We start from the raw sequence: 25,651 nt of genomic DNA, 5'->3' as shown, positions 1-25,651 counted from the left end.
GTTTATACAATCCTAAATGAATTTACTGCGGTACAACGACGTTTACGGGTAAAGGTCAGCGCATTGGTTACGCCTTCGCCTGTTGGGGTCGAGATAGTCATAGTTGTCCAACCTTCGCCACCAGCCCCAATCGCAGCAATAGAAGGACCGTTTTTCGCTAATAAACTGCAATCCATTTCATATGCCATGCGTGTTAACACATCGATGTTTTTAGAGTGAATTGCTGCGGTATGACGATTTTTGTTCTCTAACTCAACCGCCCAATCAATTGCTTGATCCGCATTTGCAGCACGGATTAACGGTAAGATAGGCATCATTTGCTCTGTCACTGCAAATACGTGAGATTTCTCAGCTTCAAAAATCAACAAACGAGTCTCTTCTGGCACCTCAATACCGGCAGCGGCTGCCAACTTAGACGCATCACGACCTACCCATTGTGGGTTGGCTGATGGCTTATCGCCTGGGTAACCTTTTAGCACCACTTTAGCGATGGCTTCGGCTTCATCTAGGCTCAATAAATACGCACCATTTCGACACATTGCTGCTTTTAAATCATCAGCAATCACGTCAACGGCAATGATTTCTTTTTCTGTTGCACACACAATGTTGTTATCAAACGAGGCACCTTGAACGATAGAAACTGCCGCACGTTCAATGTCTGCTGTTTCATCAACTACTACTGGTGGATTTCCCGGACCAGCGGCAATTAATCGCTTATCAGTAACACGGCGAGCCGCCTCAACCACAGCATCGCCACCAGTAACCACCAACAAATGTATACCAGGGTAAACAAATAGGGCTTCTGCGTTTTCCAGTGATGGTGTTTCTACTGTGGTACAAATAGCATTAGGGCCACCAACACTCTCACAAGCTCTATTGACTAATTGAATCGCATATTGAGATACTTTTTTGGCTGCGGGGTGCGGTGCAAACACAATCGCATTACCACCCGCAATCATGCTGATCGCGTTATTAATCACTGTACAGCTTGGGTTAGTACTTGGGGTCACTGAGGCAATCACCCCCCAAGGGGCATTTTCCATCAAGCTCATCCCCATATCACCCGAAGCAGCTTGAGGCGACAAAATCTCAGTACCCGGCGTACGCTGAGAAACTAAGATATGTTTTTTAATTTTGTCTTCAACACGACCGAATCCCGTTTCTTCCACTGCCATTTCCGACAGCTCTTGTGCGTGTTTTTTCGCCATACGACGAATGGCAGTGATCATTTCATCACGCAACGCAACGCTTCTGATCTGTTTTTGAGCTTTTGTTGCTGCAGCAACGGCACCGTCTAAGGTTGGGAATACGCCGTAATTCCCTTTTTCCGTGTTGATTTTCTGATCCAAAGCAGTGTGAGTATTACCATTCAGCTGTAATACAATCTGCTTTACGATTTCTTCAATTTGTTTTGGATCCATGTTCACTACTCCACCGCTCTTGCTAGGGTTACTTTCCGTAACAACGCTCGCCGCCTGCGGTAACTTCATCAATAATACCAACAACACAAAGATCAACTGGAGACCCATCATTCGAGCCAGAATAAGCTGTTCTTGCTGAGCTACCAGACACCACCATTACCCATTCGCCTTCACCAGCACCGAGCTGATCCATCGCAATATGAACTTCACCTGTGGCCTTACCTTGAGGGTTAACAAACTCAACTAAACACAACTTATCCATTTGCATATTTCGACTGCGTACGGTTGCAATCACATGACCGATAACACGAGCAATTCTCATGAGATCTCCTTACTAAAAGGTATCCCCCTAGATCCACCATGAATCTAAGGGCAAGCCATTACTTTGATTTAGGGGTAATAGGGAATACTTTTTCTAAATCTTTTGATGGACGAGGAATAACATGTACCGCAACCAACTCACCTAAACGCTGAGCAACCACAGAACCCGCATCCGTTGCGGCTTTACATGACGCAACATCACCACGAATAAGGGCAACGACATAACCCGAGCCAATTTGTTGGTAACCCACCAATTCAACACGAGCAGCTTTCACCATGGCATCTGACGCTTCAATTAACGCCGTTAACCCTTTGGTTTCTAAAATACCTAATGCATCCATTTTTCTACCCTTCTCTAAAATATCTATTTTGTATTGCGAGCCGATTTAGCCGCGGTTGTTTCTTTTTCTGAGGCGGTTTCTTCTAGTTTAATAGGGAAAATCGCTTCTAAATCACTGTGTGGACGAGGGATAACGTGTACTGCTACCACTTCACCTAAACGTTGCGCTGCTGCTGCACCTGCATCGGTTGCTGCTTTACATGCGGCTACGTCACCACGAACAATTGCCGACACAATGCCAGAACCAATTTGTTTGTAGCCAACTAACTCAACACGTGCCGCTTTTACCATCGCATCTGATGCTTCAATCAATGCTGTAAGACCTTTTGTTTCAATAATACCTAGAGCTTCCATTTTATTTCCTTTTAAATATCAGTCATTTAATTACTTAACATTAAAGATTAGAGGCAAGTAGTGAGATATCAACGATATCGTCAGCGCTGCACCCTCTTGATAAATCATGAACCGAACCAGCAAGCCCCTGTAGCATTGGGCCTAGTGCAATGTAACCACCTAAACGCTGAGCTACTTTGTAGGCGATATTTCCCGCATTTAACGATGGGAAAATAAACACATTTGCGCTACCTTCTAATTTACTTCCCGGCATTTTTTGAGAAGCAATGGCAGGAACTATTGCTGCATCAAATTGCACTTCACCTTCAATGATCAAATTTGGCTCACGCTCTCGCACTATGTTCGTGGCTTCAATAACGTGATTAATGGTGGCATGTTGCGCACTGCCTTTGGTTGAAAAAGACAACATGGCAACACGGGGTTCAATACCGGTTAAACGGTGATAATTACGCGCGGTGTCTATAGCGATATCAGCCAATTGTTCTGCTGTAGGAAGTGGGATCACTCCCGCATCTGAAAAAGCAAACGTATTTTGACCATCCGGTGACAGCATGATAAAAAAGCTCGATACCGTGTTACTTTGTTCAGCAATACCAACACCACGTAAAGAGGCTCTAATCACATCTCCTGTTGAGGATTGATTACCCGCAATACAAATATCCGCATACCCTTGGTCCACCATCATCATGGCAAAATTCAATGGCTGTTTAAGCAAGTCAATGGCGGTCTCTCTCTCCATTGGTTTACGTTGTTTTGCTATATAACGTGCGACCATTTCATCAAAACAGCCTGCAAATTCTGGTGACAACACAGTTAAACATGGCATCGCAACACCGCTGTTATGAGCGTAATCACGCAGTAGATGCGGACTACCCAATAAAATAGGTTCCGCTAAACCTGCGCGTTTTAAATCATTCGCCGCATGCAGCAAACGAACGTCATTACAATCAGGAAAAACAATGCGCTTTGGCTGTTTTAAGCAAGCTTCTCGGCACTTATCCAATAACGTCATTTTGAAATACCTTTCAATACGATCTCATGCCCGTTCTGGTACTGCCATACCAAAATCATTACCACGTACACGGCGCTAGAAAGACGATTGAGACCTGCGATAATGTCTTCACGATTTACGCCATTGCTTGTGAGTTGCATGCTAGGATCAAGAAACGTCGTTATCGCTGTCAGTTCCAATTCACGAATTTGTGCACGTAAATAATTCAGCTCTGCCACTAATGTTCCATAATTTGCATCAGGTAGCATATGATCATGACCAAGATGCATTAATGGATTATGTGACCATTGATGAATAACGGTAGAATCAAACTCACCCAAATTAAGTTCAGGTAAGGGTTGGCTAGTGACTTCTGATTGTAAAATTTGCCCTAAATACGAACGAATATCTGCCATGAAACATTTTACTATTTCAGGTTGTTTATTCATTGCACATTGCACAACAACACAATAGCTAATACAGCTGTCTAACTTGCCTCGTAATAAAATACGAGGATGCGTTTTAGGCACAAGTACTCTGTCGTCAAGATGTGTCATTAATGACGGTTTCTCATCGACACTTGAATGGCATAACATACAGCTATTTTCAGGACGAACATTGTTGCTTTTCAGTGGGTGCACACGTTCAAATTTTGGCGTCACGGGATCAACAGATTCTGTTTCTACAAAGACTTGGCCTTTGTCATCGTGCCAACGTACCGTTATTTTTTTCTCTGTCAGCATTTGCTGAGCGGCAGGGGTAAAACGGGTGCCAATTTCTAGCTGAATTTCACCATTTTGTCGCATACCAAAATACTGCTTGAGATAATCTTCAGTAATAAAGTTAGGTATACTGCGCGTGCTCATACTTATGCCCACTCAACAGGGTAAGTGATATAAACGTAACGTACATGGGTTGGTGTACCAAACTCGACAGTGCTGTCTTTAGGAATAAAGATGATTTCACCCGGTTTCGCAATGGTTGTCCCTGATGCCGTTTTCACATGAAGTTCACCTTCAAGAACCACATTCACTTCATCATAATTTAATGTCCAAGGGAAAAATGCATTCTCCCATCCCATGTAGCCCACTCCCATGTTGCTGCCTTCTTTAGCACCAATCACATCAGTTAAGCCAATGTTCTTACCCGGAGCACCATCAAATACATCGAGTTTCACCGCATTACCGTGGATCAAAACAATGCCATCATCATTAATTTGACGAGGAGATGCAGGTAGTTGTTGGTTAAAATCAACCATTGCAGCTGCGATTAATTGCTGAATATGCGCACTTTTTTCAGCATCTACATGAGGTAATTGTGATTCAATTTCAGCCTGAATTCGTGAAGTTTGATCCTTCAAACATGTTGATTCTGATGCTTTGCATTTAGATTCAGGCACAACAGTTTCAACCACAACTGGCACTGAATCTAACAACTCTATGCCTTCAACTTTTGCCACTTCACGAGCTTCTGGGGTAATAATAAAATCTTTAATAGGTGCCACAAGGTAAGTCTTTTTATCAGACTTTGCTTGTCGAATATCCGCAGCAGAAATTAGCTGTTTCATAACGTCACTTCCTTATCCGTTTTCACAACACCACTTCAGCAACACTACTGAAGTGATAATAAATAGTGAGAAAGCTTATCTATCGAATCTTGATCAAAAATAGAGACTTCAAAATAAGGCTCTGGAATTCTATTTTGTTTAAATAATTTTTTTGCGTGTTCTATATCTGCGTCAGATTCATCAATTTTACTAATTACGCCTATAATGTTTTTATTTGGATAAACATTTAACAACCCACTTGGCGGAGCAAACCTTTTTCCATTCGCAGGTTGTAATAGGACAATAGTTTTTATATTGCAGACGGTTGTAAGCAATGCACCATTTAAAGATCTTTTATCAATGAACTCACCAGGAGTATCAATCACTTTCCCTGGATAAAATATAGGCGCTTGTGTTTTACCAGTATTAATATCAATATTGACTAACTTATCAACCAGAGCAGATTTACCTGCATCTACCTCTCCAATAAAAACAACATTATCTAAGTTTTTTTTCATAGATTAGGTTCTTGTTATTTGGCAAGCATTGTAAGACAAGGTTCTATTTAATACATCGCATACCGACTTCAGCGATTCCTCAACCGCTGCGACAGATCCCGTTATTACCAATGCACCGGAGAATCTATCAAGGAACCCAATATGAACGTTAGCCGATTTTGTTGCAATATCCCCTGCTATTATCGACGTTTCTCCGGGAGTTAGCGTCAATATACCAATAGCACCTTGACTCTCTACTCCAACTCTTTCACACAGTTCTTCCGTTGGATTTGCAATCAGATGCGCTAAAGTCACCTGCTTACCAGGCACAAACTCTTGAATAATTCTTTCTTTTCCAGATGTAAGATCAAGCATATAAGAGAACAATTTATAAACTGAATTTCACTCAAATCTACTCCTAAAGTATTAAGTAGGCAATCCAGCATAGTTCATTATTATTAATAATATTTATTACTTATGATCTTAATCACAAATTATTATTTAATATATTTTTCTAAAATATATTAATTTTGTCATCGCTAATTAGTAATAAACAAATTAAGTTAACATCAGACTTAATTTAAATTTAAAATAAACATATTTTAAACACACTATCAATTATAAAATAATTATTAAAAAAAAAGCCAAATAAGAAATAAATCTTATTTGGCTTTATATATGTTAATCAATATAATTATTTTTGTTAGTAAATTATATTAATATTTATCGACGATAGTTACCGCCACGGTTTTGAGAACGGGCTTGGTGCGCTGACGCTGATTTAGCTTGAGAAAGCAGAATCGATTCAACGGTCAATTCCATTGGTTCACGAGGCTCAAGACCATGAGCGAATGTGCGTGAACGTGGAGGCATTTGATATTCAAGATCAGACGCTTTAGGCATACGTTTAAAACGGTACAAATAGAAGTTTTCAACCTTATCTCTTGCCCACTGTGTTTTCTTTAGATATTTAACACTACTCGCCATTGACGGGTTTGTGTTAAAGCAGTTTAAACGCATTGCGGTATCTAGAATTTCCCATCCGTAATGATCAACCAACTCTTGCAGTAAAATTTCTAACTTAAGACCGTGTAATGGGTTGTTCTGTTGCAGTTCAATTCTTTCTTCTTCAGTCATAACGAATTCCTAAGTTTAACTAACGCGTGAATGATTGTCTTAGAGAGACAATAATATTACCAGTAAATAGGCGGCGGATTATACAGGGTTATCACTCAAAATATAGTATTAACACATGAAAACAAATCGACACGTGTGTTACCTATCCATTTTTTAAAAACAAAACACTTGCACAAATGCGCATATGTACTTATATTTGCATTTCTTTCACTTGTTAGAGATTCAAATTTTGGATGCGAAACTAGCTATTGCTTTAAACGAGTTCTTTTATGTTGCTAAAGGCTTAGTCGTTATTATTGCTATTGTGTCAGTATTAACAGGCTTAATGCGCGAATATATACCTCAAGATAAGCTTCAGAAAACGTTAACTAAACATGATAAATGGGGAAGCCTATTAGGCGCCTTGTTCGGCATGTTGACACCATTTTGCAGTGCCGCTGTTGTGCCGGTCACAATGGCGATGGCATCAATGGGAGCCTCACTTGGTACCGTAATGAGCTTCATCATTTCAGCCCCACTGTGTAATTTCATTGTATTAGCGATGATTTATGCGGCATTTGGTTTTAAGATCACTGTCGTTTACTTTTTGATCACATTCACTGCCGCTGTTCTTGGTGGCTTCTTAATTTCTAGATCTCCTTGGAGAAATGAGATTAAACGTGGAGATGAATTAGAAGATACTAAAGCTAAAGGATGCAGTGGAAATAAACCCAACACTTGCGGTGCTGCGCCGTCTTCAAAATCAAGAATACGAAACGCAATGGATGGCGCATTTTCTTTATTTAAAAGAATCATTCCATACGTTCTACTGGGTGCAGCCATTAGTGGGTTCTCGGCAGCATACCTGCCAGCTGACTTAGTCGAGAAATATGTTGGTGGTGACGGATTCCAATCAATCGTTATTGCTTCACTGATTGGTATTCCACTTTACTTACGTATTGAAATGGCAATTCCTTTACTTAATGTATTGATTGCTAAAGGAATGGGACTTGGTGCTGCATTAGCATTAATTATTGGCGGTACTGGTGCCAGTTTGCCTGAAATTGCGCTAGTATCAGCAGTTCTAAAAAGAAAAGCGGTCATCGCTTTTGTGGGGATAGTATTAACTACCGCGATTGTCGGTGGTGCCATCTTCCAATACGTAATATAAACACATCGCGCCACTAATATCAGTGGCGCAATGATTAACATAAAAGGCAGTAATCATAATGGATGAAAAATATATCGATGCGTTAAAGGCATTATCGGAACCAAATAGGTTACGTTTATTTTGGTTATTCCTTCATGTCGATGAATGTATCGCAGTCGCTGAAGCGCTAGATATCATTGGTGACACTCAATATAACGTCTCACGTAATCTGAAAATGCTTTATCGAGCAGGGTTGCTTAACCATCAAAAGAAAGGCAAATGGGTATTTTATACTTTAAAAGAACAAGCAGCTCCTCACTGTAAAGCACTGGTCGATTCGGTTCGTTTTTTACCAAAAGATGAATTTGAAGAAGTGACCAGACGTTGCGTATTACGATTATCACTTCGAGTAAATGGTGAGTGCGTATTAGGGGCAGATACTGAAACATGGCAGAAAAAATTAAATGAGTAGGTACAATAATGAAAAAGCTCACTCAAACTGAGCTTAATTATGTTCTTCAACAACACTCTCTTTGGTTACAACACCAAGGGGGCGAACGTGCTGTTTTAAACAATACCGATTTAAGTCACCTTAACCTTGAAGGCGCGGTTCTACATCGCGCAAATTTGACTCGAACTAACTTCACTAGCGCTAACTTATGCGGTTCAGATATGAGTGATGCTGACATTACTTATGCGATATTTAAAGAAGCCGACCTCAACAACGCAAACTTTAGAGATGCCGATTTACGTAATGCAGATTTCAGTAATGCACAAATGTTGAATGTCGATTTATCTCGCGCTGATGTTTATCGTGCTGACTTTAATAATGCGACTCTAAGTGACGATGCATTTAATAAACCAGCAATAGGCAACACCATCATGGCATTACGAGGAACCAGTAAATCGGAGTGTCTTGCTTTTCATTAAAAGAGAGTGAATTAAGCGCAAGCCTTAAACAAAAAAACCAATCACTGCGAATAATACGACACAGTGATTGGCCAGATAGGTTATCTGAAATAGCAGTAATTAAATCGTTTGTTCTGCTGGCTTAATCTTAAATAAAATCGCGTACATTACTGGCACTACAATCAAGGTCAGAATGGTCGCAAAACCTAAACCCGCCATGATAGTGATTGCCATTGAGCTAAAGAAGGCATCAAACAATAATGGGATAAGCCCTAGTATTGTCGTTAACGCCGCCATACTCACAGGGCGCACACGACTGATCGCACTGTCCACTATCGCAATGTACGGATCTTTTCCTGAGGCCAATTCAATATTGATTTGATCAAGCAAGACAATCCCGTTTTTCAAAATCATACCGCTTAAACTTAATAACCCTAAGAACGCAGTAAAGCTAAACGGCATATTGGTACTTAACAAACCAAACGCGACACCAATGATAGACAGCGGAACCGTAAACCAAATCACTAACGGCTTTTTAAACGAGTTAAACAACAACATTGTGATGATAAACATGAACAAGTAACCCATTGGCAATGAACCAAATAGAGACTCTTGTGCATCTTTTGATGATTCATATTCACCACCCCAGGTAATTTCATACCCTTCAGGTAACGGCATTTCCAACACTTTTGGTTGAACACGCGCTAACAAACTTGCAGGCGTATCATCACTTAATAAATCATGATCAGCCATTACCGTAATAGTGCGTTTTCTGTCGCGACGCTGGATAAGAGGCTCACTCCAATCTAGGTTCACCCCATCAATCACTTGATCTACTGGTATGTAGCTTTGTAGTGATGGACTCCAGATCTTCACGTTTTGCAGTGACTCAAAATCCACACGCTCTACTTCTGGCAAACGCGCCACAATTGGTAGAGTATGTGTGCCATCACGCAGCATTCCTAATGTATTACCACCAAATGCCATTTGCAGCGTATTTGATAAGTCTTCTTTTGAGATCCCTAAACGACGCGCTTTCGATTCATTAAACTCAGGCGTTAACTCTTTAGTACGTTCACGCCAATCATGTCGAATGTTTCTTGAACCTGAATCTGTCGCGAGAATGTCTTCAACATCGGTCGCTAAATCACGCAGAATTTGAGGATCAGGCCCCGAAATACGAACTTCGATCTTAGATGCAGGAGAAGGACCAAATTCCATCATTTTGAATTGGAAGGTAGGCTTCTCAAAGCGCTTATCTAATGAGTTGGTTAAGTTTTCTAACAAGCTAAACATTGATTCACGATCTGTGGTTCGGATCTGAAACTGTGCATACGCTTCATAGCTTTTTTCTGGTTGGTAAGTAAGCGCAAAACGCTGCATGCCTTGACCAATCGAGGCTGAGACAAACTCAATATTGTCTTGCTTATTAATGTAGCTCTCAACCGCTTCTGATTGCTTAATTGTCTCACGAATATCAGTGCCCTCTGGCATCCACATATCGACGTAAAACATCGGCGTGTTTGATGCTGGGAAGAATTGCTGCTTCACATTACCAAAAGCAATTACAGCTACCACCAGCAAACCGACTAACGAAGCAACGGTTACCCAACGGAAACGTAAAGCCAACTTAAGTGATGAGCCAAACGCAGTAAATAAGAACCCTTTGTAGGCGTCTTCTGCTTCACCTGTGTTTTTATCTTCTTCTTTCAATAGCAAGTCAGCTAAGAATGGGGTGATTGTAATAGCCGTTACCCAACTTAAAAACAGTGAGTAACACAACACCCAATACAAGTCGCCCATGAACTCGCCAGTAGCATCTTCAGACAGACCAATCGGAGCAAATGCGGCAATCGCTATTACTGTTGCGCCCAATAAAGGCCATTGTGTTTGTTTTACAATGTCCGCTGCTGCTTGAACCTTGGTGCGTCCTTTTTTAAGACCAACTAAAATCCCCTCAACCACTACAATGGCATTATCTACTAGCATCCCTAGCGCAATAATTAATGCACCCAATGAGATACGGTGAAGGTCAATGTTGTTGTAGCTCATTAAGATAAACGTGCCGAATACGGTCAGTAGTAACACCACACCAATAATTAGGCCGCTTCGCATACCCATAGCGAACAGTAGAACCACAATAACAATCGCGACCGCTTCACCTAAGCTGATGATAAAATCACGAACTGACGTATCGACTTCTTGCGCTTGGTTATAGAAATAACTCAGCTCAAGTCCCGCAGGTTTGATCGATTCTAGATAAGCTAATTCGTCTTGTACACGTTGACCAACTTCAACCACGTTTACACCAGAAGCGAACGATAAACCGATATTTAACGCATCTTTCCCGTTAAATCGGATCACATTGCTTGGTTTCTCTTGCGTGCCACGGCTAATGGTTGCGACGTCTTTTAAACGAATTAGATTACCCGTATCACGACCATGAATAATCAAGTCTTCTAACGATTCAATCGTGGTTAACGTACCGCTTGGACGAATGGTTAAGCTCTCGCCATTCACCAATACTTCACCCGCCTGAACCACGTTATTTTGTTGGTTTAATAGGCCAGCCACGGTGTTCATGTCTAGGTTCAGTGCGGCTAAACGATCGAGTGATATTTCAACAAACAGCATTTCTTGTTGATCGCCCGCGATAGAGACTTTACCTACCCCATCAATCAACTCTAATTCACGCGTTAATGTATCGGCATAACGTTTTAACTCTACATAGTTATAATCGTCACCCGTCAGCATCATCATTACACCAAACACGTCACCAAAATCATCAATGATCTGTAAAGATTGAACCCCTTGAGGCAAAGTTGGTTTCAAATCATTAATTTTACGACGCATTTCATCCCAGATCTGTGGCAACTCATCTGGACCGTAATCCATCTTCATGCTCACCATGATCTGCGACATCCCATTAGACGACGTCGATGTGATTTTATCTATATAAGGTAATTTACGGATCGCTTTTTCTAACGGGTACGTTAACTCTTCTTCAACTTCTTTTGAGGTAGCCCCCGGATAAGTCGAGATGATCATCGCATCTTTAATCGTAAAAGCTGGGTCTTCTAAACGGCCTAAATCTAAAAATGAGGTGATACCACCAATGGTTAAAATAACAATGAATAGCCAGCTAATGACTTTGTTTTTTATTGAATATTCAGCAATGTTCATTATTGTTGATTCTCCACTAACGTTACCTTTTTACCTTCACGTAATTTTCGTAAACTTGAGTTGGCAAGAACATCACCTTGAGTAATGCCAGAAGCCACAATTGCCCCTTCACCGTTAATTTGGCGAATGGTTACTGGCACTTTAACCGCTTGCCCATCACGTATGATCCACACATAAAACAGACCTGCTTTTTGACCCGCTTGCAATACCGTCACTGGAACATGGTAGCCATCAATTGAGGTGATCCCGGCTTCTACCATGTCCACATTCACCGTGGCACTGGTACCAGGCAAAATCTCAGTACTCGGTTGAGGCATGGTTAAGTACATCTCATAGGTTTGAGTTTGAGCATTTGGCTCACTAGTGTGCTCTAAGTACTCCATAGAATAAGAATCGGATAAACCTACAAATGTGGTCACCGGATGGTAAGAGTCTCGATTGGTTTCAGGATTTATCATGGCTAACACGTTATCTGAAAGATCAATACGCACGTACACTTTATCGTTTTGATACAAATTCAGAATTGGCTCGCCTGCCGCTGCACGTTCAAACTGCTCTTTATAAACATCAAGCACTTTGCCGCTAAATGGCGCAACAAGATGAGTATAAGTTAATTGGTTTTTTGCTGAACGATACGTCGCTTGAGCCAGTTCTCTATTCGCAAATAACTCATCAAGTTCCGCTTTTGAAATCATAGCGCGACGATTCAATTCTTTACCGCGTTGGTACTGTTTTGACGCTAACGAATACTGTGCTTTAGCATCATTAACCGCTTGTTTTACCTTACTATCTTCTAGTTTTGCAATGAGTTGGCCTTGTTTAACCACATCTCCGGCTTTAACTAAGACCTCTTGGATCTCACCTGTTACTCGAAACGCAATAGGGGTTTGCTCAGCAGGAACCACTTGGCCTTTAAAAGAGCGAAATTGTTGGGTCACAGGTGTACCAACTGTAAAGCCAGATATATAAAGTGGCTCACTGGTTTCTGTTACTACCTCTTCTTGGCAACCCGTTAACATAAAAAGGCTCAGAACCAATAATGAATATAATGAACGCTTCATTAAATACCTTCCTCACGTTGCCATGCTTTTACTGTTTGACCTTCAACAAGGCTATCAACGCCAGCAATCACAACATAGTCATTTGCATTTAAACCAGATATCACCAACCCTTGCTCGTTTAACGGTAACGTCGCTTTAGTAACCGTATTTGTTTCATCATTCATTAACCACACTTGCCCTTGATTGGTGTTTTTATTTACCCACGCACTTTGGGGGAGTTGCAAATAATCAGAGCTTTTCTGTTTTGGAATATGAACTTGTCCCGTCATGCCCGTTAATAAATTACGCCCTTCTGGCAAAGCCATCGTTACAATCGCTTCATAACTGTTCGTGTCTAAATTAGGCTGCGTTGAGATCTCTTTAAATCTACCTTGAATTTGATTGTTAGGTTCATTATCCATGGTTACCCACATATCACTGCTGATTAATGCCGGAATAGAAACTGAATCTACATAGCTAATAGGTAAGGTTACCGACACATCCAATGTTGAGTTATCAATCAAATTTAAAATCTCTTGTTTCTCACCCACAATTTGATGTGGTTTTACGTAGGTATACGAAATAATGCCAGAGAACGGCGCATGAATTTCGGTATAACTTAAATCCGTTTTTGCTTGTTCGTAATTTGCCAATGCCGCTTGATATTGCGTCTCACGCTGATCGTAATCATTGGTACTAATAAGCTTCTTACCGTACAAACTTTTAGCGCGACTCCATTGTGTCTTCGCTAGTGAGAACTGTGCTTTCGCTGCATCCAATGCCAGTTGTAAATCGTTTGGATCTAGTGATGCCAATAATTCACCTTTAGTTACCGCTTGTCCCATTTTAACTTTGATATCAGAGACTTCACCACCTACTTGAAATGACAATTGTGCTCGATATGTCGCATCAATACGCGCAAGAAACGCATCAGAATCAGCAACAGCGAGATCTTTTACCGACAATAGTTTTACAGGCTTAATTGTCATATCTGTTGTTTCAGATATCGCTTTTTCACAACCAGTTAGCATTCCTGACAGACTTAATGCCATTACAGCACCTAGGAATGTGCGCTTTATATTTAGTTTTCGCACAAGTATCTCCACTCATATTATTTATTACACACCTGTGCAGTATAGTTTTAATTTGAAGTAGATCAATATATTTTACACCCGTGCAGTAAAATAGTTGAAAAGTGCATTTTTAAGTACGCGTTAGGCGCTGAACTTGGTATGCTTAGGCCATCAATACGCATTCGGCTGTTCAGAAATCAAAGCGATTAGCAACACTTAATACGTATATATTGGTAATTAAGAGCACAAACTAAGGGTGAATAATGACAGAGAAAAAGCAGGGAAAAAGAAGTACCGAAGCTGCTGAACAAACAAAATGTCAAATCTTAATGGTTGCGGCAACGATGTTTGGCGAGCTAGGTTACGAGCGTGTATCACTGCGTAACATCAGTGAAAAAGCGGGCGTTTCCCACAGTCTTATTCGTCATCACTTTGGTAGTAAAGATATGATTTGGAAGGCAATTTGTGATGCCTGTGATAAACATATGCAGAGCTACTTAGATGCCATTATCGAGTCACTACCAACCGATAAAACACCCAGCTATCGCATTTATCTATTCATTATTAAGTTGTCTGCGTTTACCTTGATGAACCCACAGCCAATTAAAATGATCGCCGATGCCATTCGCCAAGACGACAACGCATTACTTGAGTACTTCTTAAAAACTAAGTGCGAGTTTGAAGCGATATTTAAAGATCTTTTTGAAGAATACAATGAAGCCAACCCTGATGGAAAACTCGATATTTGGGAAACCAAGTGGCAAATGCTAATTTTTGCTCATGGTGCATCAAGCTTAACTCCAATGATGTCTGAAACCTGGCCGAAATTTGCAGATAACCACGAAAAGCTGTTACTGCAACATTGGAATCTTTTTAATCAAATCATGGTTGCTAAGTTCTCAGTAGCTAAAGAAGATATACTGTGCCCCGCGGAACTTAGTGAATTATTAATTGATGTGGAATGCCCGTTAGAGCAAGAAAATCTTATTGCTATCAATGAATAAAAAATATGAATATTCCTAACATTACATTTAGTCACGATAAGAGTAATAAAAAGCCGTCAGAGAATATCTAACGGCTTACGAACTTCTTTACTTTATTTCAATTACTGCGCTTTCACCATTGGTAAAATACGGTAACCATCGATTCGAACTTTATCGCTTGGTTGGTAATGACGAATACCTAAGTTAAATACACCCGAATCGTTCGCGGTTTCAATATTGTTCGGCGCATCTGCACCACAACCAAAGCTTACCGTGTAGGTTCCATCTTCGTTTGCCGTCGCCGTATTCGAGCTTACGTTCGCCACGTCATTAAACATAAAGCCCGCTTTGTTATAAACAGTGATAGACCAAAACGCTTTATTCTTAGGATCTTCAAACGTTGCTTGATAACAAGTATCTATCGGGTAGTTACCTGACACTTCATAAATATTATCAATCATTTGAGCACCGCCCCAACCAATCGCAGCCCCAACTTCGTATTTCTCTTGAGTAAACAATTTTGTCGATTCATCATTAAAGCCAGTAAACATGCCTGTTAATGCTGCGCTGCCATCACGTTTATTGATCATTGGCATTTTAGCTTTCAACTCATCTTCCACTTTTTTAAATGACGCTTGATTTACACTTTCAGAAGTAAACAGCTCTGCGCTATTGGCATTAATTTTCATTTGGTCTTGATACATCGCCGCTTCTTTTTCAGTAAAAGTAGCATCAAGACGGATCACTAAATAAAGATGTTTACCTCTATGAGTCGATAAATTAAATGTGCCACCGCCGTAGTACATTGGTTGAATATGGTGGTCTTCTGTAATCGGTTGCACTGAAATGTATTTCCCTTCTGGTAGCTCAGGCATTGTCACTGTAGCCCCTCTTGATACATCAACAACGGCCATTGAATAATAGGTATCACGGTTCATCCGAACCACAGGCTGTGCATCTGTTGGTGTAAGTTGGCGTTTATGTAAAAACTCGTTCACCCCCACAAGATCTTGATTCTTCAAAATTTGGTGAGCCGTTTCATCGGTTGGGTACGTCTGCGCTGTCACCATTTTTCCATCAGCAGTAAAAAAACCATCTAGACTTGTCGTAGGCTGAGAAGCCGAAACGCAAGTTGCCGTAACCACCGCACCTAGTAAAACACTTTTCGTAATTAGAGAAAGTTTCATTTAATAGCTCCTCAGCTGTTATTCAATTCTGTTGGATTGATTAAATAATAGACTGCAAATCACATTTATAGAAATCATAAGATCACATAACTGATATGCTGTGATGTAATATCTTTATTAAATATTAATACCCTGAGGTGTAAGAATGAAAACACTTGAACAAACGCTTTCTCGAATTGATCTCAACTTACTCGTCTCGCTTAGTGTGTTAATTAAAGAAAAAAACGTATCGCGAGCAGCCGAGAAACTATTTCTTTCTCAGCCTGCAATGAGTCGAATTTTAGGCCGTCTTAGAGAGCTATTTGATGATCCTCTGTTTTATCGTGAATCAAATGGCTTACAACCTACCGCTAAAACATTAGAGTTAGAGGAGCAGCTTGATGCAATTTTATTTTCGATTGATAATTTAGTGAACAGCTCCACTTTTTCTGCTGAGTCGTGTGAAAAAGCCTTTCGCATATCAACACCACCACTCATGAGTAAGCTGCTAATAGCACCATTAGCCAAAGCAATTTATGATGCCGCACCAAAAGTAACCCTTGAAGAGTATCCCTCTGCCATTGACCCTATTTTGTTATTAAAAGAGGGCCACGTAGATTTCTCAATACATATCAAAGAGACAATCGTTAGCGATGAATATCACTCAGAGAAGATCGGTTATACCTACCCTGTTATCTATGGCACTTCAGATCATCCTTTATTGCAAAAAGAAAACATCACTATAGATGATTGCCTTGAATACTCATTTGTGGATTTATCATTCGATATTCGATCGGAAGGTGAGTATCTTAATCCCATAGATGTAGAGCTAAGAAAACAAGGGAAATACAGAAATATCGCACTTAAATCAGGGCAGTTATCAACCCTAATAGAATCGATTAAAGGCACCGATCGCCTTATTATTGGTGGGCATTTATTAGAAAAAGACTCAATTTTAGATTCAAGTTTTAAAGTAATTAAAGCGTTTGATAGCAAACCATATACTGTTGATATTTACTTAATTGAACACAGAAGAACATTAACTAGCTCACCTCATCGCTGGTTAAAACTGATGATCAGTGAGTCAATAAAGAAAGGTTTTCAAGATAAATAAAAAAAGAAGATTTAGCGGTCAAGTAGAGGAGTTCGTTAGCTCACTAACTGATACTTGTACCGCTGGCAGTGTATTTATATCTCGCTCAACTACACATTAGGAGCAATAACTAAAACAGCAACAATAGCGGCAATCAGTGTACGAGGAATAACAACATCTTTATCAAATTTCATCAAATAACTCCAGTTTACCTATCATTCAAATAAATCTAATTTTTCATTAAAGATGAATGAATTAGACTCTAATCAGGTAATACTATGATGCTTGATAACGAGAAACTATCGGTCACTGACTATTCGATACATAGTTTTTATCTATGCATTTATTGATGCAGTTCCCTTAGTCTAGCTTTAATCTGCTCACGTACATATTGATGTGTTTTATTGCTTATATTACGGCGATGGTAAATGAGCTTAATTTCATACGGTTGAAGTGGAAAAGGTGACTCCAATACTTTTAGGCCGAGCTCTTTTGCTAAGCCAAACATACTTTCAGCCACAATGCAGATCGCATCCGTGTGTCTAACACTTAACAATAAATTAGATGGCCCACTCACTTCACGAACGATATTGCGCTCAAATATCTCATCAGGACGGGTTTCAAATACGCCCATGTTCTCGTTTTTCAATTTAAGCATGACATGCTCAGCTTGGTTAAATTGCTCTAAACTTAATGAATTACCCGTAATGCTTGGGTGATCGCATCGACACGCAAAAGCGATATCCAATTTACCTAAACTCTCACTCACAAAGGTGTAGTCAGTCACGGTAATATCATCAATCAAAATATCAACTTCACCTGAGCGAATTTTATCAAGCATTTGGTACTCAACCGCGGGACTTTCTGTCAGCAAAGCATCGGCCATATCAGGCAGAGATTGCAATACGATTTCTGGCGCGCTAATTATCAAACAGCGTGGAGATCCCAACGCCACCACAAGTTGCTCCATTATCGGACGCACTTGATAGGCCAGTGAATGAGCCGCATCTGTTGGCTCAAGAGAGCGTCCTACTTTTAAAAATAGCGGCTGCCCGTAACTCTCTTCAAATTTTTTAATCGCACTGCTCATTGAAGGCTGGGTAATATTCAAATGATCAGCGGCTTTTGTCACGCTACCAAAGTCATACACCGCTAAAAAATGTTTGATAAAGTTTAAATTCATTTCGCTTCCCTACTCGATATCTCGATTTAATCGACATAAGCACTCTATTAGCATTGGTATTTTTTATAAAATAATGAACTATTTACAACAAAGTATGTATTTTATATAGAAATATATTTGCAAATAAGAGGTAATCATCAAATCACTTACATCTGTAACATTGCGTACACTAATGTTACATTCTTTTCGTTTTATAATATCTAATTCTTATGTAAATTTATTTTGATAATGTTATCACGATAAGGTATCTATTTTATGAAAGCAAAACTACTGGTTACTTCACTTGTTTTTATGAGCACTACTGCCGCAGCCTTTACAGACACTAATAAAGCAGTTAATGATAATGTCATTACTGAACAGAGAGCGGCTCTATCAAAGAATACTGATGGAAAAGGATTTGGTCCTCAATCTCCTAGAGATATCGATAACTTAACTGGCAATAATCAACGTCTATTTGGATTAGCGCCAGAATATACTCAAATGAATTTATGTAATATTCATTTCCATAAAAATGCGGAACATAAAGGTGGCGAATTTACTACCTACGTTGGCAATGGCGATGGAAAAGGCAGCAATACTGGCTATGCGTATAACGGCAAGCTAAGTAAAGCAGAACTAAAACCATTTAATCACAAAAATAGTACACTGCAATCTGGTGACACCATTGAAGTGCATTATGTTCATACCACGGCTAACGTTAAACCAGGCCCAACACTTGGTGCATGTTTATCTGACTCAATTGGCAACCCACAATTACGTGTAGAAACACAAGTGTATGTTTTAGTTAATGATAACTCAGCTCAGGATTTTGAGTATTTAACTGAATACGCTAAAAAGTCGGGGTATTACCAAGCAGTGAACATTCCAGTTAATACAGGAAAGCCAATTCAATACGCAGGTTCAACAACAGGGCCTAGCTATAATGAGCAAGGATCACCTTTACAAGTAACTTGGAGCGTTAGACCGCAAGTAACTAAAGTTAATATTAGTTCTGTCGCTGAATGGTTAACAGAAAATGACTTTAAAGAAGATCACGCACATGGTGTAAGAAACCTAGTGACTAATCCAGATCTACTTTCTTCTGGGCACTAACTGTTACCCTATCTATTCAAAGGTCGCTACTTGCGGCCTTTTTTATAATCTTAATTTAATCATGCTGAAGATAATCAAGATGCGCCGTTTACCTATTGCGCCCAACGTTCTTATCTAATTAAATCGACGTCGAAACTCAGTCGGCGTCATCATTTTTAACTCTTTAAACTGGCGATTAAAGTTAGATATATTTTTAAATCCCGTTTTTTCTGCCACTAATGCAATAGGAAAGTTAGTACTCGCTAACAGCTCACACGCTTTACCAATACGATATTGCTTTAGATGATCAGAAAAACTCATTCCATAATGCTTCTCAAACATTCGATAAGCCGAACTCTCACTCATATGAAGTCGCTTACATAAATCAGAGATCTTAATTGCATCACCATAATACGTTTCTATATAACGAGTTGCTCGCTCAATTCGATGGTTTAATTCAGAATCATCCGTAAGCGACTTAATTCGATAAGGTGTGGTTGATAGCTTTTTTGCCTTCGTATCATCAGAAAGACTGACTAATATCTCAATCACTTTTATCGCCTGCAAATGACGATCTAGCGTATTGGCGTGTTTTAATAATTCTGACATCTTGTGTGCAGCTTCTGGACTAAACGATAAGCCATAAGCAGAATTATCTAATAACCGCTTGAGGTTTCTCGCTTCAGGGATCAGTACCATAAAACGCTCAACCCAATGATGAGCAAACCAAATAATTAAGGTGTGATGCTTCGACTGCTCTAATTTTACGCTTCGTCCTGCCACCATATGAGGCAAACCCGGCCCATAAAGAAGCAGAGAATTATGATGGATATCGCCAATCGCATCCCCTGCAAAATAACTGCCTTGAAATGCCTCATCAGGGTCTAGATACAACACCAATTCATATTCAGAATGATAATGCCAAGAACACGCAAACTCATTGTCTTCTACACGACAATGAAATTCTCTTACTATCCAATCAAAACTAGGCACATTTTGCACGTGTTCTTTAAATGGTTTCATTCTTGGCCTTAACGGTTAATACCACTCTAAATAAGTCACTCTCAGGCTAATCGTGTAAGCGTCACCTGTCAAAGAAAGATATCAAAATGACTGAATAGTATTAGAGGTAGCTCGAATAACATCACTCACCTTCCCTATCATTGAGTAGACTACGCCTAAATAAAACGGTTCAGCCACTTTCTATTTCGTACACTGGAGCTTCACTATGCCGCAAAACAAGAAGACATTTTTGTTTATTTTTATCGCCTTTATTACTGGGCTTTGTAGTGCGTTTTTTTACCCACTATCAAGTTTATTTATTGTAGAGGAGTTGGGCGCATCACCAATGATGTTAAGCCTGTATATGACGCTCGCTGTCAGCAGCTCTGTGATCGTATCTCAGTTTATTGCCAAACGCTCAGACACGCATTGGAACCGTAAAACCATTTTGATTGTCTCTTTAGCAAGTTACTTAATTTTGGTCGCCAGTTTTACCGTTATTCGTGATTATTGGTTAGCAATTACCATGGCCGTAGTGTTTGGTAGTGTCAGTGGCGCTTCTTTTGGTCAACTGTTTGCTCTAGGTCGAGAATATGGTGACAGACACGTCGCTAACAGCACCAGTTTTTTAGCCAAGATGCGTGCAGGCCTTGCCATTGCATGGGTATTTGGTCCACCTGCGGCGTTCATGCTTAAAGCACAATTTGGCTTTAGTGCAGCGTTTGCAGTCTCTGCGATTACGGTCTCTATCGCAATACTCATCATCGCTAAGTTGATTCCTGATAACGTGGTGACAAAAGAAGAACGAACTGCAACCATTGTTGAGCATAAACCACTAGGTCGTATGGTGATTCTCTATTGTTTCATCATTGTATGTGCGTTTTCTGCCAACAATTTATACATCACCAGTATGCCTCTGTATCTTTCACAAGAGCTGCAAGTCGATGTCAGTTGGTTAGGCTTAATGTTTGGTATGGCGGCAGCTTGCGAGATCCCAGTGATGCTTGGAGCAGGTAAAATGGCTGAAAAACTAGGCACAACCAGAGTAATGACGCTTGGTGTAATATCTGGTGCCATGTTCTTTCTTGTTATGCTATCAGCCACCAGTTTTACAGGTATGCTGATTGCTCAAATACTTAATGGATTCTTCATTGGTGTGTGTGCAACGTTAGGAATGGTCGCACTGCAAGATATGATGAAAGACCGATTAGGCACGGCCTCTACCCTGTTCTCAAACATGCTGAACATCAGTGTCTTGGTATCAAGCGTGATGGTGGGTGTGGTGGGTGAGTTATACAACTACTACAGCGCACTGTATTTATGCTTTGTTGGTGCAGTTATAGCTGCTGTGTTGCTGATTGTGTTTGAGATGCTAGAGAAGAAGGTAGTAATTGAAGGCCAATGTGCGGTGGCTAGAGAAGTTTAGGGTTAATACGATTTAAGTTCTGGGGTAATAGCTGATTTGCTACTGCCCCAAAATAGCTTAGAGTTGTTATCCACTAAAAATGGAACACCTCCTCATACTCCACTTGCAAAACTAACAACAAACGATAGTCAAATTTGAAGAATTTTGTTTACGCTAATTTAAGTGCTTCGCATTTTTCTTCGTTACGACGGTCTAGTCGACCACTATAACGGGTGAGAGCTAGTGCTATAAGAACAATAACAGCGCCAACCCATGGCGTATGCATAAGTCCTGCTTTCGCAACAATCAAGCCCCCTCCCCAAGAACCAAGAGCAATACCCACATTAAAAGCAGCAATATTAAGTCCAGAAGCTACATCAACAGCATCAGGAGTGTGTTTCTCTGCTAGTTTTACGACATACACTTGCAGCCCTGGAACATTACCAAAGGCAAAAGCTCCCCAAACTAAGATAGTCGCCACTGCTGCGATAGGGTGAACTGCAGTAAAATTAAATACGACTAAGATAGCAGCTAAACCAGAAAAGATGATAGTCAGCGCTTTGATTGGACCAATTTTATCGGCCATTTTCCCACCAAAAATATTACCAACAGCGACAGAAACACCATACACCAACATAATTAAACTGATAGCGCTAGGGTTGAACCCTGACACTTGCTCTAAAATAGGGGCAAGGAACGTAAATGCAGTAAATGTACCACCGTAGCCTAATGCCGTGATGGCATAGACCAATAGTAATCGTGGTTGTGTTAGTACCTTCAGTTGTGAAGATAGTTTTGACGCTGGAGGTTGTTTAAGGTTATTCGGTACTAAGAAAGCACTACCAATTAACGCGACTAAACCTAAAACGGCCACAATAAGGAACGTTGACTGCCAACCAAAAGCTTGACCGATATAAGTACCAAGTGGAACACCAGTGACTAATGCTACAGTTAAACCTGTAAACATAATAGCAATGGCACTGGCCGCCTTTTCTTTAGAAACTAAACCTGTAGCTATAGTTGAACCAATAGAGAAGAACACACCATGTGCTAGACCTGTCAAAATTCGGGCTGCGATTAAGGTGTTATAGCTAGGAGCTTGCCATGCGAGTAGGTTACCTGCGACAAAGAGAGACATGACGCTTAGTAATACGTGCTTTCGATTCCATTTCCCCGTAAGCGCAGTTAAAACTGGCGCGCCAATGGCAACACCAAGGGCGTAAAGACTAACTAAAAGCCCTGCAGATGGTAAAGAGACGTTTAAGTCGGTAGCCATTGTTGGAAGCAACCCAACAATAACAAACTCTGTTGTTCCTATAGCAAAGGCGCTAAGCGTCAATGCAAGAAGTGCTAAGGGCATAATTTACTCACTTATATTTAGTATTATATAGAGCGATAGAGGTGAAATTGATTACCTGTAATACCGCGCTCTGTTTCAATGGAGTCATTATGCTTGGAATGATAATTGAGAAAAATAGAGGTTTTAACAAAAGATATTTGTTATATATGCAATAAAAGATAGCAAAACACAGAAAAAGGAATGATATGAGAACTCGGTCTGACGATTTAGAAATATTGTTGACGGTAGTCGATAGTGGCGGATTTACGGCAGCTGCAGAGGCATTAGATATTCAAGTTGCTCGTGTATCAAGAGCGGTGAGTAAGATAGAAAAACAACTTGGGGTCTCGATTCTTAACCGAACAACTAGGCGAGTAGAGTTAACCGACGAAGGGCGTCAATTTGTAGAGTCGGTACGAGTTGGATTAATTAAGATCCAACTAGCAGAGGAAGAGATCATCACTCGCGGCGAGTTACCAAGAGGGCGCTTACGAGTAGATGCGGCCAGTCCATTTGTTTTCCATCAGCTCATACCTCTAATACAAGCATTTAACCAAGAATACCCACATATCGATTTGGAACTCACTTCTAATGAAGGTTTTGTTGACCTATTGGAAAAGAAAACCGACTTAGCGATTAGAATTGGTGATCTCAATGACTCGACACTTCACGCTCGATTACTTGGACGCAGTTTATTATATATTGTTGCTACTCCTGATTATTTATCACATAGGGGGATTCCAAAGAAATGCAGTGATTTAGTTAAGCATGACACAATTGGATTTGCAGGGCCTAAAATTCTCAATGTCTGGCCTTTGAAAGGTTTTGAATCGTTAAATCCCATACTGACATCGAGTAATGGAGAAACGGTTCGACAACTAACTTTAGCTGGTAATGGTATCGCTTGTTTATCAGGTTTTATGGTTAAGAAAGATATTGAAGAAGGACGGTTAATTACGCTATTAGAGAGTGAGAAGCTGACAAATACAGGGAGAGAACAAATTAATGCGGTGTTCTATAAATCATCATCTGTTGCAAAACGTATCTCAGCATTTATTGATTTTATTCAACCTAAGTTAACACTATAGTTCGATAATATGAAACGAGAGATCCAACTTGCTTTCACTAACATATTCGTATCGCCAATAAGCGCCTCTCTCTGCTTCATCAAACTAAAAAAATGCCAGTCAACTTAACTGACTGGCATTACATTACCCACAATAGAGCGGTTGAATGTACGTCTCTTGTGTCGCTAATGTCCATGGTTGCTACTAGTAATTGCATTGCGGTGGTTACGAGAAAAAATAAAGTCCTATTTTTGTTAAGCTCACTCTACCATCAGCTAAAGTGAGCTAATCTGAAACGAATGATCTAACTTGCTTGCGCTAACATATTGGTATCAGCCAATAAGCGCTTCCCCGCCTCATCAAACAAATGCAAGTGCTGCTTTGCAACGTTAAGCGTCAAAGATTCTTGAGTGGCAAAGTCTAACTCTGGCGTTAACGCGGTAAATGTTTTTCCTCCAACCAAACCATGAACTAACTGATTCGGCCCTAACGGTTCAACCGCTTGCACACTTAATGGAAAGCTTAACCCTGTATTTACTGGATCTAACAAGGCGTGTTCAGGTCTAATTCCAAGCTGTATTGTCTGAGTTGGTAGATGGGCGTATTCAGCCAAAAACACACTTTGCTGATCAAACTTAATCACCCCATTCATAATCTCGCCTTGATGGAAGTTCATCGCAGGGCTACCAATAAAACTCGCCACAAAGGTGCTTGCTGGTTGATGGTAGACCTCTGATGGCGTGCCAATTTGCTCAATCACGCCTTGGTTTAACACGATAATGCGATCCGCCAAGGTCATCGCCTCCACTTGATCATGAGTCACATACACACTGGTTACGCCTAGCTCACGTTGCAACTTTTTAATTTCTAAACGCATGTGGGCGCGCAGTGAAGCATCTAGATTAGATAACGGCTCATCAAACAAGAACAACTGCGGATCACGCACAATCGCTCGTCCCATTGCAACACGTTGACGCTGCCCACCCGATAACTTTGCAGGCTTTCTGTCGAGATAATCTGCGATCTTGAGGGTTTCTGCCACTTTTCCAATTTTTTCAGCAATGGTTTGTTTATCTACACCACGGTTTTTTAGTCCATAAGCCAAGTTGTCATACACCGTCATGTGGGGGTACAGAGCGTAGTTTTGAAACACCATCGCAATATCACGGCTGGCTGGTTTTTCAGTATCAATTCGGCGATGATTTAACTCAATTTCGCCACCAGTGATCGACTCTAACCCTGCAATAGAGCGCAAAATGGATGACTTACCACAGCCCGACGGACCAACCAATACAATGAACTCGCCTTGCTTAATATCAACAGAAACGCCCTTTACTGCTTGGTGACCATTATCGTAGGTTTTTACTAAATTTTTAAGTGCTAACATATTCTATCTCTTCA

General features: G+C 40.4%; 26 protein-coding genes. 8 read left to right on the top strand and 18 right to left on the bottom strand.

All coding sequences use genetic code 11. From position 1 onward, the window contains the following. Positions 1-2 precede the first annotated feature (2 nt). The 10 genes from AC2INI_RS15870 to AC2INI_RS15825 all read right to left on the bottom strand — a co-directional run bounded on the left by AC2INI_RS15870 (position 3) and on the right by AC2INI_RS15825 (position 6,607). Positions 3-1,421 carry an aldehyde dehydrogenase family protein gene (locus tag AC2INI_RS15870; protein WP_486306377.1) on the bottom strand — a complete coding sequence of 473 codons (1,419 nt, stop codon included), beginning with the start codon at positions 1,419-1,421 and terminating at the stop codon, positions 3-5. A gap of 28 nt (positions 1,422-1,449) precedes the next feature. Further along, positions 1,450-1,743, bottom strand: a complete 294-nt coding sequence (locus AC2INI_RS15865) for a EutN/CcmL family microcompartment protein (RefSeq protein ID WP_122032409.1) — start codon at positions 1,741-1,743, stop codon at positions 1,450-1,452. A gap of 58 nt (positions 1,744-1,801) precedes the next feature. Further along, on the bottom strand, positions 1,802-2,083 hold the full coding sequence (eutM, locus tag AC2INI_RS15860; RefSeq protein WP_122032408.1) for an ethanolamine utilization microcompartment protein EutM: 282 nt from the start codon (positions 2,081-2,083) through the stop codon (positions 1,802-1,804). A gap of 23 nt (positions 2,084-2,106) precedes the next feature. Beyond that, the gene (gene eutM / locus AC2INI_RS15855; protein ID WP_486306376.1) at positions 2,107-2,436 is read right to left on the bottom strand and encodes an ethanolamine utilization microcompartment protein EutM; all 330 of its coding nucleotides are present in this window, start codon (positions 2,434-2,436) and stop codon (positions 2,107-2,109) included. Between the two features lie 40 nt (positions 2,437-2,476). After that, the gene (pta, locus tag AC2INI_RS15850) at positions 2,477-3,448 is read right to left on the bottom strand and encodes a phosphate acetyltransferase (protein WP_122032406.1); all 972 of its coding nucleotides are present in this window, start codon (positions 3,446-3,448) and stop codon (positions 2,477-2,479) included. After that, complete coding sequence (gene eutT, locus AC2INI_RS15845; protein WP_122032405.1) at positions 3,445-4,293, bottom strand: ethanolamine utilization cob(I)yrinic acid a,c-diamide adenosyltransferase EutT; 849 nt, start codon at positions 4,291-4,293, stop codon at positions 3,445-3,447. Before eutT ends, pta begins: the two co-directional genes overlap by 4 nt. Positions 4,294-4,295: 2 nt before the next feature. Further along, positions 4,296-4,994 (bottom strand): ethanolamine utilization acetate kinase EutQ, encoded by a 699-nt coding sequence (eutQ, locus tag AC2INI_RS15840; protein WP_486306375.1) that lies wholly within the window; start codon positions 4,992-4,994, stop codon positions 4,296-4,298. Between the two features lie 44 nt (positions 4,995-5,038). Then, the gene (locus AC2INI_RS15835; protein WP_486306374.1) at positions 5,039-5,491 is read right to left on the bottom strand and encodes a EutP/PduV family microcompartment system protein; all 453 of its coding nucleotides are present in this window, start codon (positions 5,489-5,491) and stop codon (positions 5,039-5,041) included. 3 nt (positions 5,492-5,494) lie between these two features. Then, positions 5,495-5,845 carry an ethanolamine utilization microcompartment protein EutS gene (gene eutS / locus AC2INI_RS15830; protein ID WP_122032402.1) on the bottom strand — a complete coding sequence of 117 codons (351 nt, stop codon included), beginning with the start codon at positions 5,843-5,845 and terminating at the stop codon, positions 5,495-5,497. Between the two features lie 348 nt (positions 5,846-6,193). Continuing rightward, positions 6,194-6,607, bottom strand: coding sequence for a VF530 family protein (locus tag AC2INI_RS15825; protein ID WP_486306373.1), 414 nt, complete (start codon positions 6,605-6,607; stop codon positions 6,194-6,196). Between the two features lie 229 nt (positions 6,608-6,836). On the opposite strand from AC2INI_RS15825, the gene AC2INI_RS15820 reads away from it, so the two are divergent. The 3 genes from AC2INI_RS15820 to AC2INI_RS15810 are packed head-to-tail and all read left to right on the top strand — an operon-like array spanning position 6,837 to position 8,666. Continuing rightward, on the top strand, positions 6,837-7,757 hold the full coding sequence (locus AC2INI_RS15820) for a permease (RefSeq protein ID WP_162922430.1): 921 nt from the start codon (positions 6,837-6,839) through the stop codon (positions 7,755-7,757). Between the two features lie 55 nt (positions 7,758-7,812). Further along, positions 7,813-8,208 carry an ArsR/SmtB family transcription factor gene (locus AC2INI_RS15815; protein ID WP_122032400.1) on the top strand — a complete coding sequence of 132 codons (396 nt, stop codon included), beginning with the start codon at positions 7,813-7,815 and terminating at the stop codon, positions 8,206-8,208. Positions 8,209-8,216: 8 nt separating this feature from the next. Continuing rightward, complete coding sequence (locus tag AC2INI_RS15810; RefSeq protein ID WP_486306372.1) at positions 8,217-8,666, top strand: pentapeptide repeat-containing protein; 450 nt, start codon at positions 8,217-8,219, stop codon at positions 8,664-8,666. 99 nt (positions 8,667-8,765) lie between these two features. On the opposite strand, the gene AC2INI_RS15805 is transcribed toward AC2INI_RS15810, so the two are convergent. The 3 genes from AC2INI_RS15805 to AC2INI_RS15795 are packed head-to-tail and all read right to left on the bottom strand — an operon-like array spanning position 8,766 to position 13,962. Further along, the gene (locus AC2INI_RS15805) at positions 8,766-11,828 is read right to left on the bottom strand and encodes an efflux RND transporter permease subunit (RefSeq protein ID WP_486306371.1); all 3,063 of its coding nucleotides are present in this window, start codon (positions 11,826-11,828) and stop codon (positions 8,766-8,768) included. Beyond that, a complete protein-coding gene (locus tag AC2INI_RS15800; RefSeq protein ID WP_486306370.1) occupies positions 11,828-12,889 on the bottom strand; it encodes an efflux RND transporter periplasmic adaptor subunit in 1,062 nt (353 codons plus the stop codon). Before AC2INI_RS15800 ends, AC2INI_RS15805 begins: the two co-directional genes overlap by 1 nt. Beyond that, complete coding sequence (locus tag AC2INI_RS15795; protein WP_122032396.1) at positions 12,889-13,962, bottom strand: efflux RND transporter periplasmic adaptor subunit; 1,074 nt, start codon at positions 13,960-13,962, stop codon at positions 12,889-12,891. The genes AC2INI_RS15800 and AC2INI_RS15795 overlap by 1 nt, the downstream gene beginning before the upstream one ends. A 242-nt stretch (positions 13,963-14,204) precedes the next feature. Here AC2INI_RS15795 and AC2INI_RS15790 point away from each other — a divergent pair, with 242 nt between their 5' ends. Then, positions 14,205-14,945, top strand: coding sequence for a TetR/AcrR family transcriptional regulator (locus AC2INI_RS15790; protein ID WP_486306369.1), 741 nt, complete (start codon positions 14,205-14,207; stop codon positions 14,943-14,945). A 101-nt stretch (positions 14,946-15,046) separates the two neighbouring features. Here the strand turns inward: AC2INI_RS15790 and AC2INI_RS15785 are convergent, their stop codons facing one another. Continuing rightward, complete coding sequence (locus AC2INI_RS15785; RefSeq protein ID WP_486306368.1) at positions 15,047-16,111, bottom strand: DUF1214 domain-containing protein; 1,065 nt, start codon at positions 16,109-16,111, stop codon at positions 15,047-15,049. 145 nt (positions 16,112-16,256) lie between these two features. On the opposite strand from AC2INI_RS15785, the gene AC2INI_RS15780 reads away from it, so the two are divergent. Then, on the top strand, positions 16,257-17,204 hold the full coding sequence (locus AC2INI_RS15780) for a LysR family transcriptional regulator (protein ID WP_486306367.1): 948 nt from the start codon (positions 16,257-16,259) through the stop codon (positions 17,202-17,204). 322 nt (positions 17,205-17,526) lie between these two features. Here AC2INI_RS15780 and AC2INI_RS15775 read toward each other — a convergent pair whose 3' ends face one another. After that, the gene (locus AC2INI_RS15775) at positions 17,527-18,366 is read right to left on the bottom strand and encodes a LysR family transcriptional regulator (protein ID WP_486306366.1); all 840 of its coding nucleotides are present in this window, start codon (positions 18,364-18,366) and stop codon (positions 17,527-17,529) included. Positions 18,367-18,621: 255 nt separating this feature from the next. On the opposite strand from AC2INI_RS15775, the gene AC2INI_RS15770 reads away from it, so the two are divergent. Then, a complete protein-coding gene (locus tag AC2INI_RS15770) occupies positions 18,622-19,458 on the top strand; it encodes a delta-class carbonic anhydrase (protein ID WP_486306365.1) in 837 nt (278 codons plus the stop codon). Between the two features lie 114 nt (positions 19,459-19,572). Here the strand turns inward: AC2INI_RS15770 and AC2INI_RS15765 are convergent, their stop codons facing one another. Further along, entirely contained in the window at positions 19,573-20,460 is an 888-nt protein-coding gene (locus tag AC2INI_RS15765; RefSeq protein WP_486306364.1) for a helix-turn-helix domain-containing protein, read from the bottom strand. A 205-nt stretch (positions 20,461-20,665) separates the two neighbouring features. Here AC2INI_RS15765 and AC2INI_RS15760 point away from each other — a divergent pair, with 205 nt between their 5' ends. Then, entirely contained in the window at positions 20,666-21,865 is a 1,200-nt protein-coding gene (locus AC2INI_RS15760; protein ID WP_486306363.1) for a sugar efflux transporter, read from the top strand. Between the two features lie 148 nt (positions 21,866-22,013). Here AC2INI_RS15760 and AC2INI_RS15755 read toward each other — a convergent pair whose 3' ends face one another. After that, a complete protein-coding gene (locus tag AC2INI_RS15755; RefSeq protein ID WP_486306362.1) occupies positions 22,014-23,204 on the bottom strand; it encodes an MFS transporter in 1,191 nt (396 codons plus the stop codon). 185 nt (positions 23,205-23,389) lie between these two features. On the opposite strand from AC2INI_RS15755, the gene AC2INI_RS15750 reads away from it, so the two are divergent. Then, positions 23,390-24,271 (top strand): LysR family transcriptional regulator, encoded by an 882-nt coding sequence (locus AC2INI_RS15750; protein ID WP_486306361.1) that lies wholly within the window; start codon positions 23,390-23,392, stop codon positions 24,269-24,271. A gap of 283 nt (positions 24,272-24,554) precedes the next feature. Here the strand turns inward: AC2INI_RS15750 and ugpC are convergent, their stop codons facing one another. After that, positions 24,555-25,637, bottom strand: a complete 1,083-nt coding sequence (ugpC, locus tag AC2INI_RS15745; protein WP_486306360.1) for a sn-glycerol-3-phosphate ABC transporter ATP-binding protein UgpC — start codon at positions 25,635-25,637, stop codon at positions 24,555-24,557. Positions 25,638-25,651: the final 14 nt, after the last annotated feature.

The organism is Aliivibrio friggae, assembly GCF_057368515.1.
The sequence above is the reverse complement of the archived record's forward strand: the minus strand, read 5'-3'. Positions and strand labels throughout refer to the sequence as shown.

Coding starts and splice junctions, on each gene's coding strand:
- AC2INI_RS15775 (WP_486306366.1), bottom strand. CDS start 18,366: ATGAATTTAAACTTTATCAAACATTTTTTAGCGGTGTATGACTTTGGT.
- AC2INI_RS15800 (WP_486306370.1), bottom strand. CDS start 12,889: ATGAAGCGTTCATTATATTCATTATTGGTTCTGAGCCTTTTTATGTTA.
- AC2INI_RS15790 (WP_486306369.1), top strand. CDS start 14,205: ATGACAGAGAAAAAGCAGGGAAAAAGAAGTACCGAAGCTGCTGAACAA.
- AC2INI_RS15810 (WP_486306372.1), top strand. CDS start 8,217: ATGAAAAAGCTCACTCAAACTGAGCTTAATTATGTTCTTCAACAACAC.
- pta (WP_122032406.1), bottom strand. CDS start 3,448: ATGACGTTATTGGATAAGTGCCGAGAAGCTTGCTTAAAACAGCCAAAG.
- AC2INI_RS15865 (WP_122032409.1), bottom strand. CDS start 1,743: ATGAGAATTGCTCGTGTTATCGGTCATGTGATTGCAACCGTACGCAGT.
- AC2INI_RS15750 (WP_486306361.1), top strand. CDS start 23,390: ATGAGAACTCGGTCTGACGATTTAGAAATATTGTTGACGGTAGTCGAT.
- AC2INI_RS15770 (WP_486306365.1), top strand. CDS start 18,622: ATGAAAGCAAAACTACTGGTTACTTCACTTGTTTTTATGAGCACTACT.
- eutM (WP_122032408.1), bottom strand. CDS start 2,083: ATGGATGCATTAGGTATTTTAGAAACCAAAGGGTTAACGGCGTTAATT.
- eutQ (WP_486306375.1), bottom strand. CDS start 4,994: ATGAAACAGCTAATTTCTGCTGCGGATATTCGACAAGCAAAGTCTGAT.
- AC2INI_RS15835 (WP_486306374.1), bottom strand. CDS start 5,491: ATGAAAAAAAACTTAGATAATGTTGTTTTTATTGGAGAGGTAGATGCA.
- AC2INI_RS15825 (WP_486306373.1), bottom strand. CDS start 6,607: ATGACTGAAGAAGAAAGAATTGAACTGCAACAGAACAACCCATTACAC.
- AC2INI_RS15765 (WP_486306364.1), bottom strand. CDS start 20,460: ATGAAACCATTTAAAGAACACGTGCAAAATGTGCCTAGTTTTGATTGG.
- AC2INI_RS15785 (WP_486306368.1), bottom strand. CDS start 16,111: ATGAAACTTTCTCTAATTACGAAAAGTGTTTTACTAGGTGCGGTGGTT.
- eutM (WP_486306376.1), bottom strand. CDS start 2,436: ATGGAAGCTCTAGGTATTATTGAAACAAAAGGTCTTACAGCATTGATT.
- AC2INI_RS15805 (WP_486306371.1), bottom strand. CDS start 11,828: ATGAACATTGCTGAATATTCAATAAAAAACAAAGTCATTAGCTGGCTA.
- AC2INI_RS15870 (WP_486306377.1), bottom strand. CDS start 1,421: ATGGATCCAAAACAAATTGAAGAAATCGTAAAGCAGATTGTATTACAG.
- AC2INI_RS15780 (WP_486306367.1), top strand. CDS start 16,257: ATGAAAACACTTGAACAAACGCTTTCTCGAATTGATCTCAACTTACTC.
- eutT (WP_122032405.1), bottom strand. CDS start 4,293: ATGAGCACGCGCAGTATACCTAACTTTATTACTGAAGATTATCTCAAG.
- eutS (WP_122032402.1), bottom strand. CDS start 5,845: ATGCTTGATCTTACATCTGGAAAAGAAAGAATTATTCAAGAGTTTGTG.
- AC2INI_RS15755 (WP_486306362.1), bottom strand. CDS start 23,204: ATGCCCTTAGCACTTCTTGCATTGACGCTTAGCGCCTTTGCTATAGGA.
- AC2INI_RS15760 (WP_486306363.1), top strand. CDS start 20,666: ATGCCGCAAAACAAGAAGACATTTTTGTTTATTTTTATCGCCTTTATT.
- ugpC (WP_486306360.1), bottom strand. CDS start 25,637: ATGTTAGCACTTAAAAATTTAGTAAAAACCTACGATAATGGTCACCAA.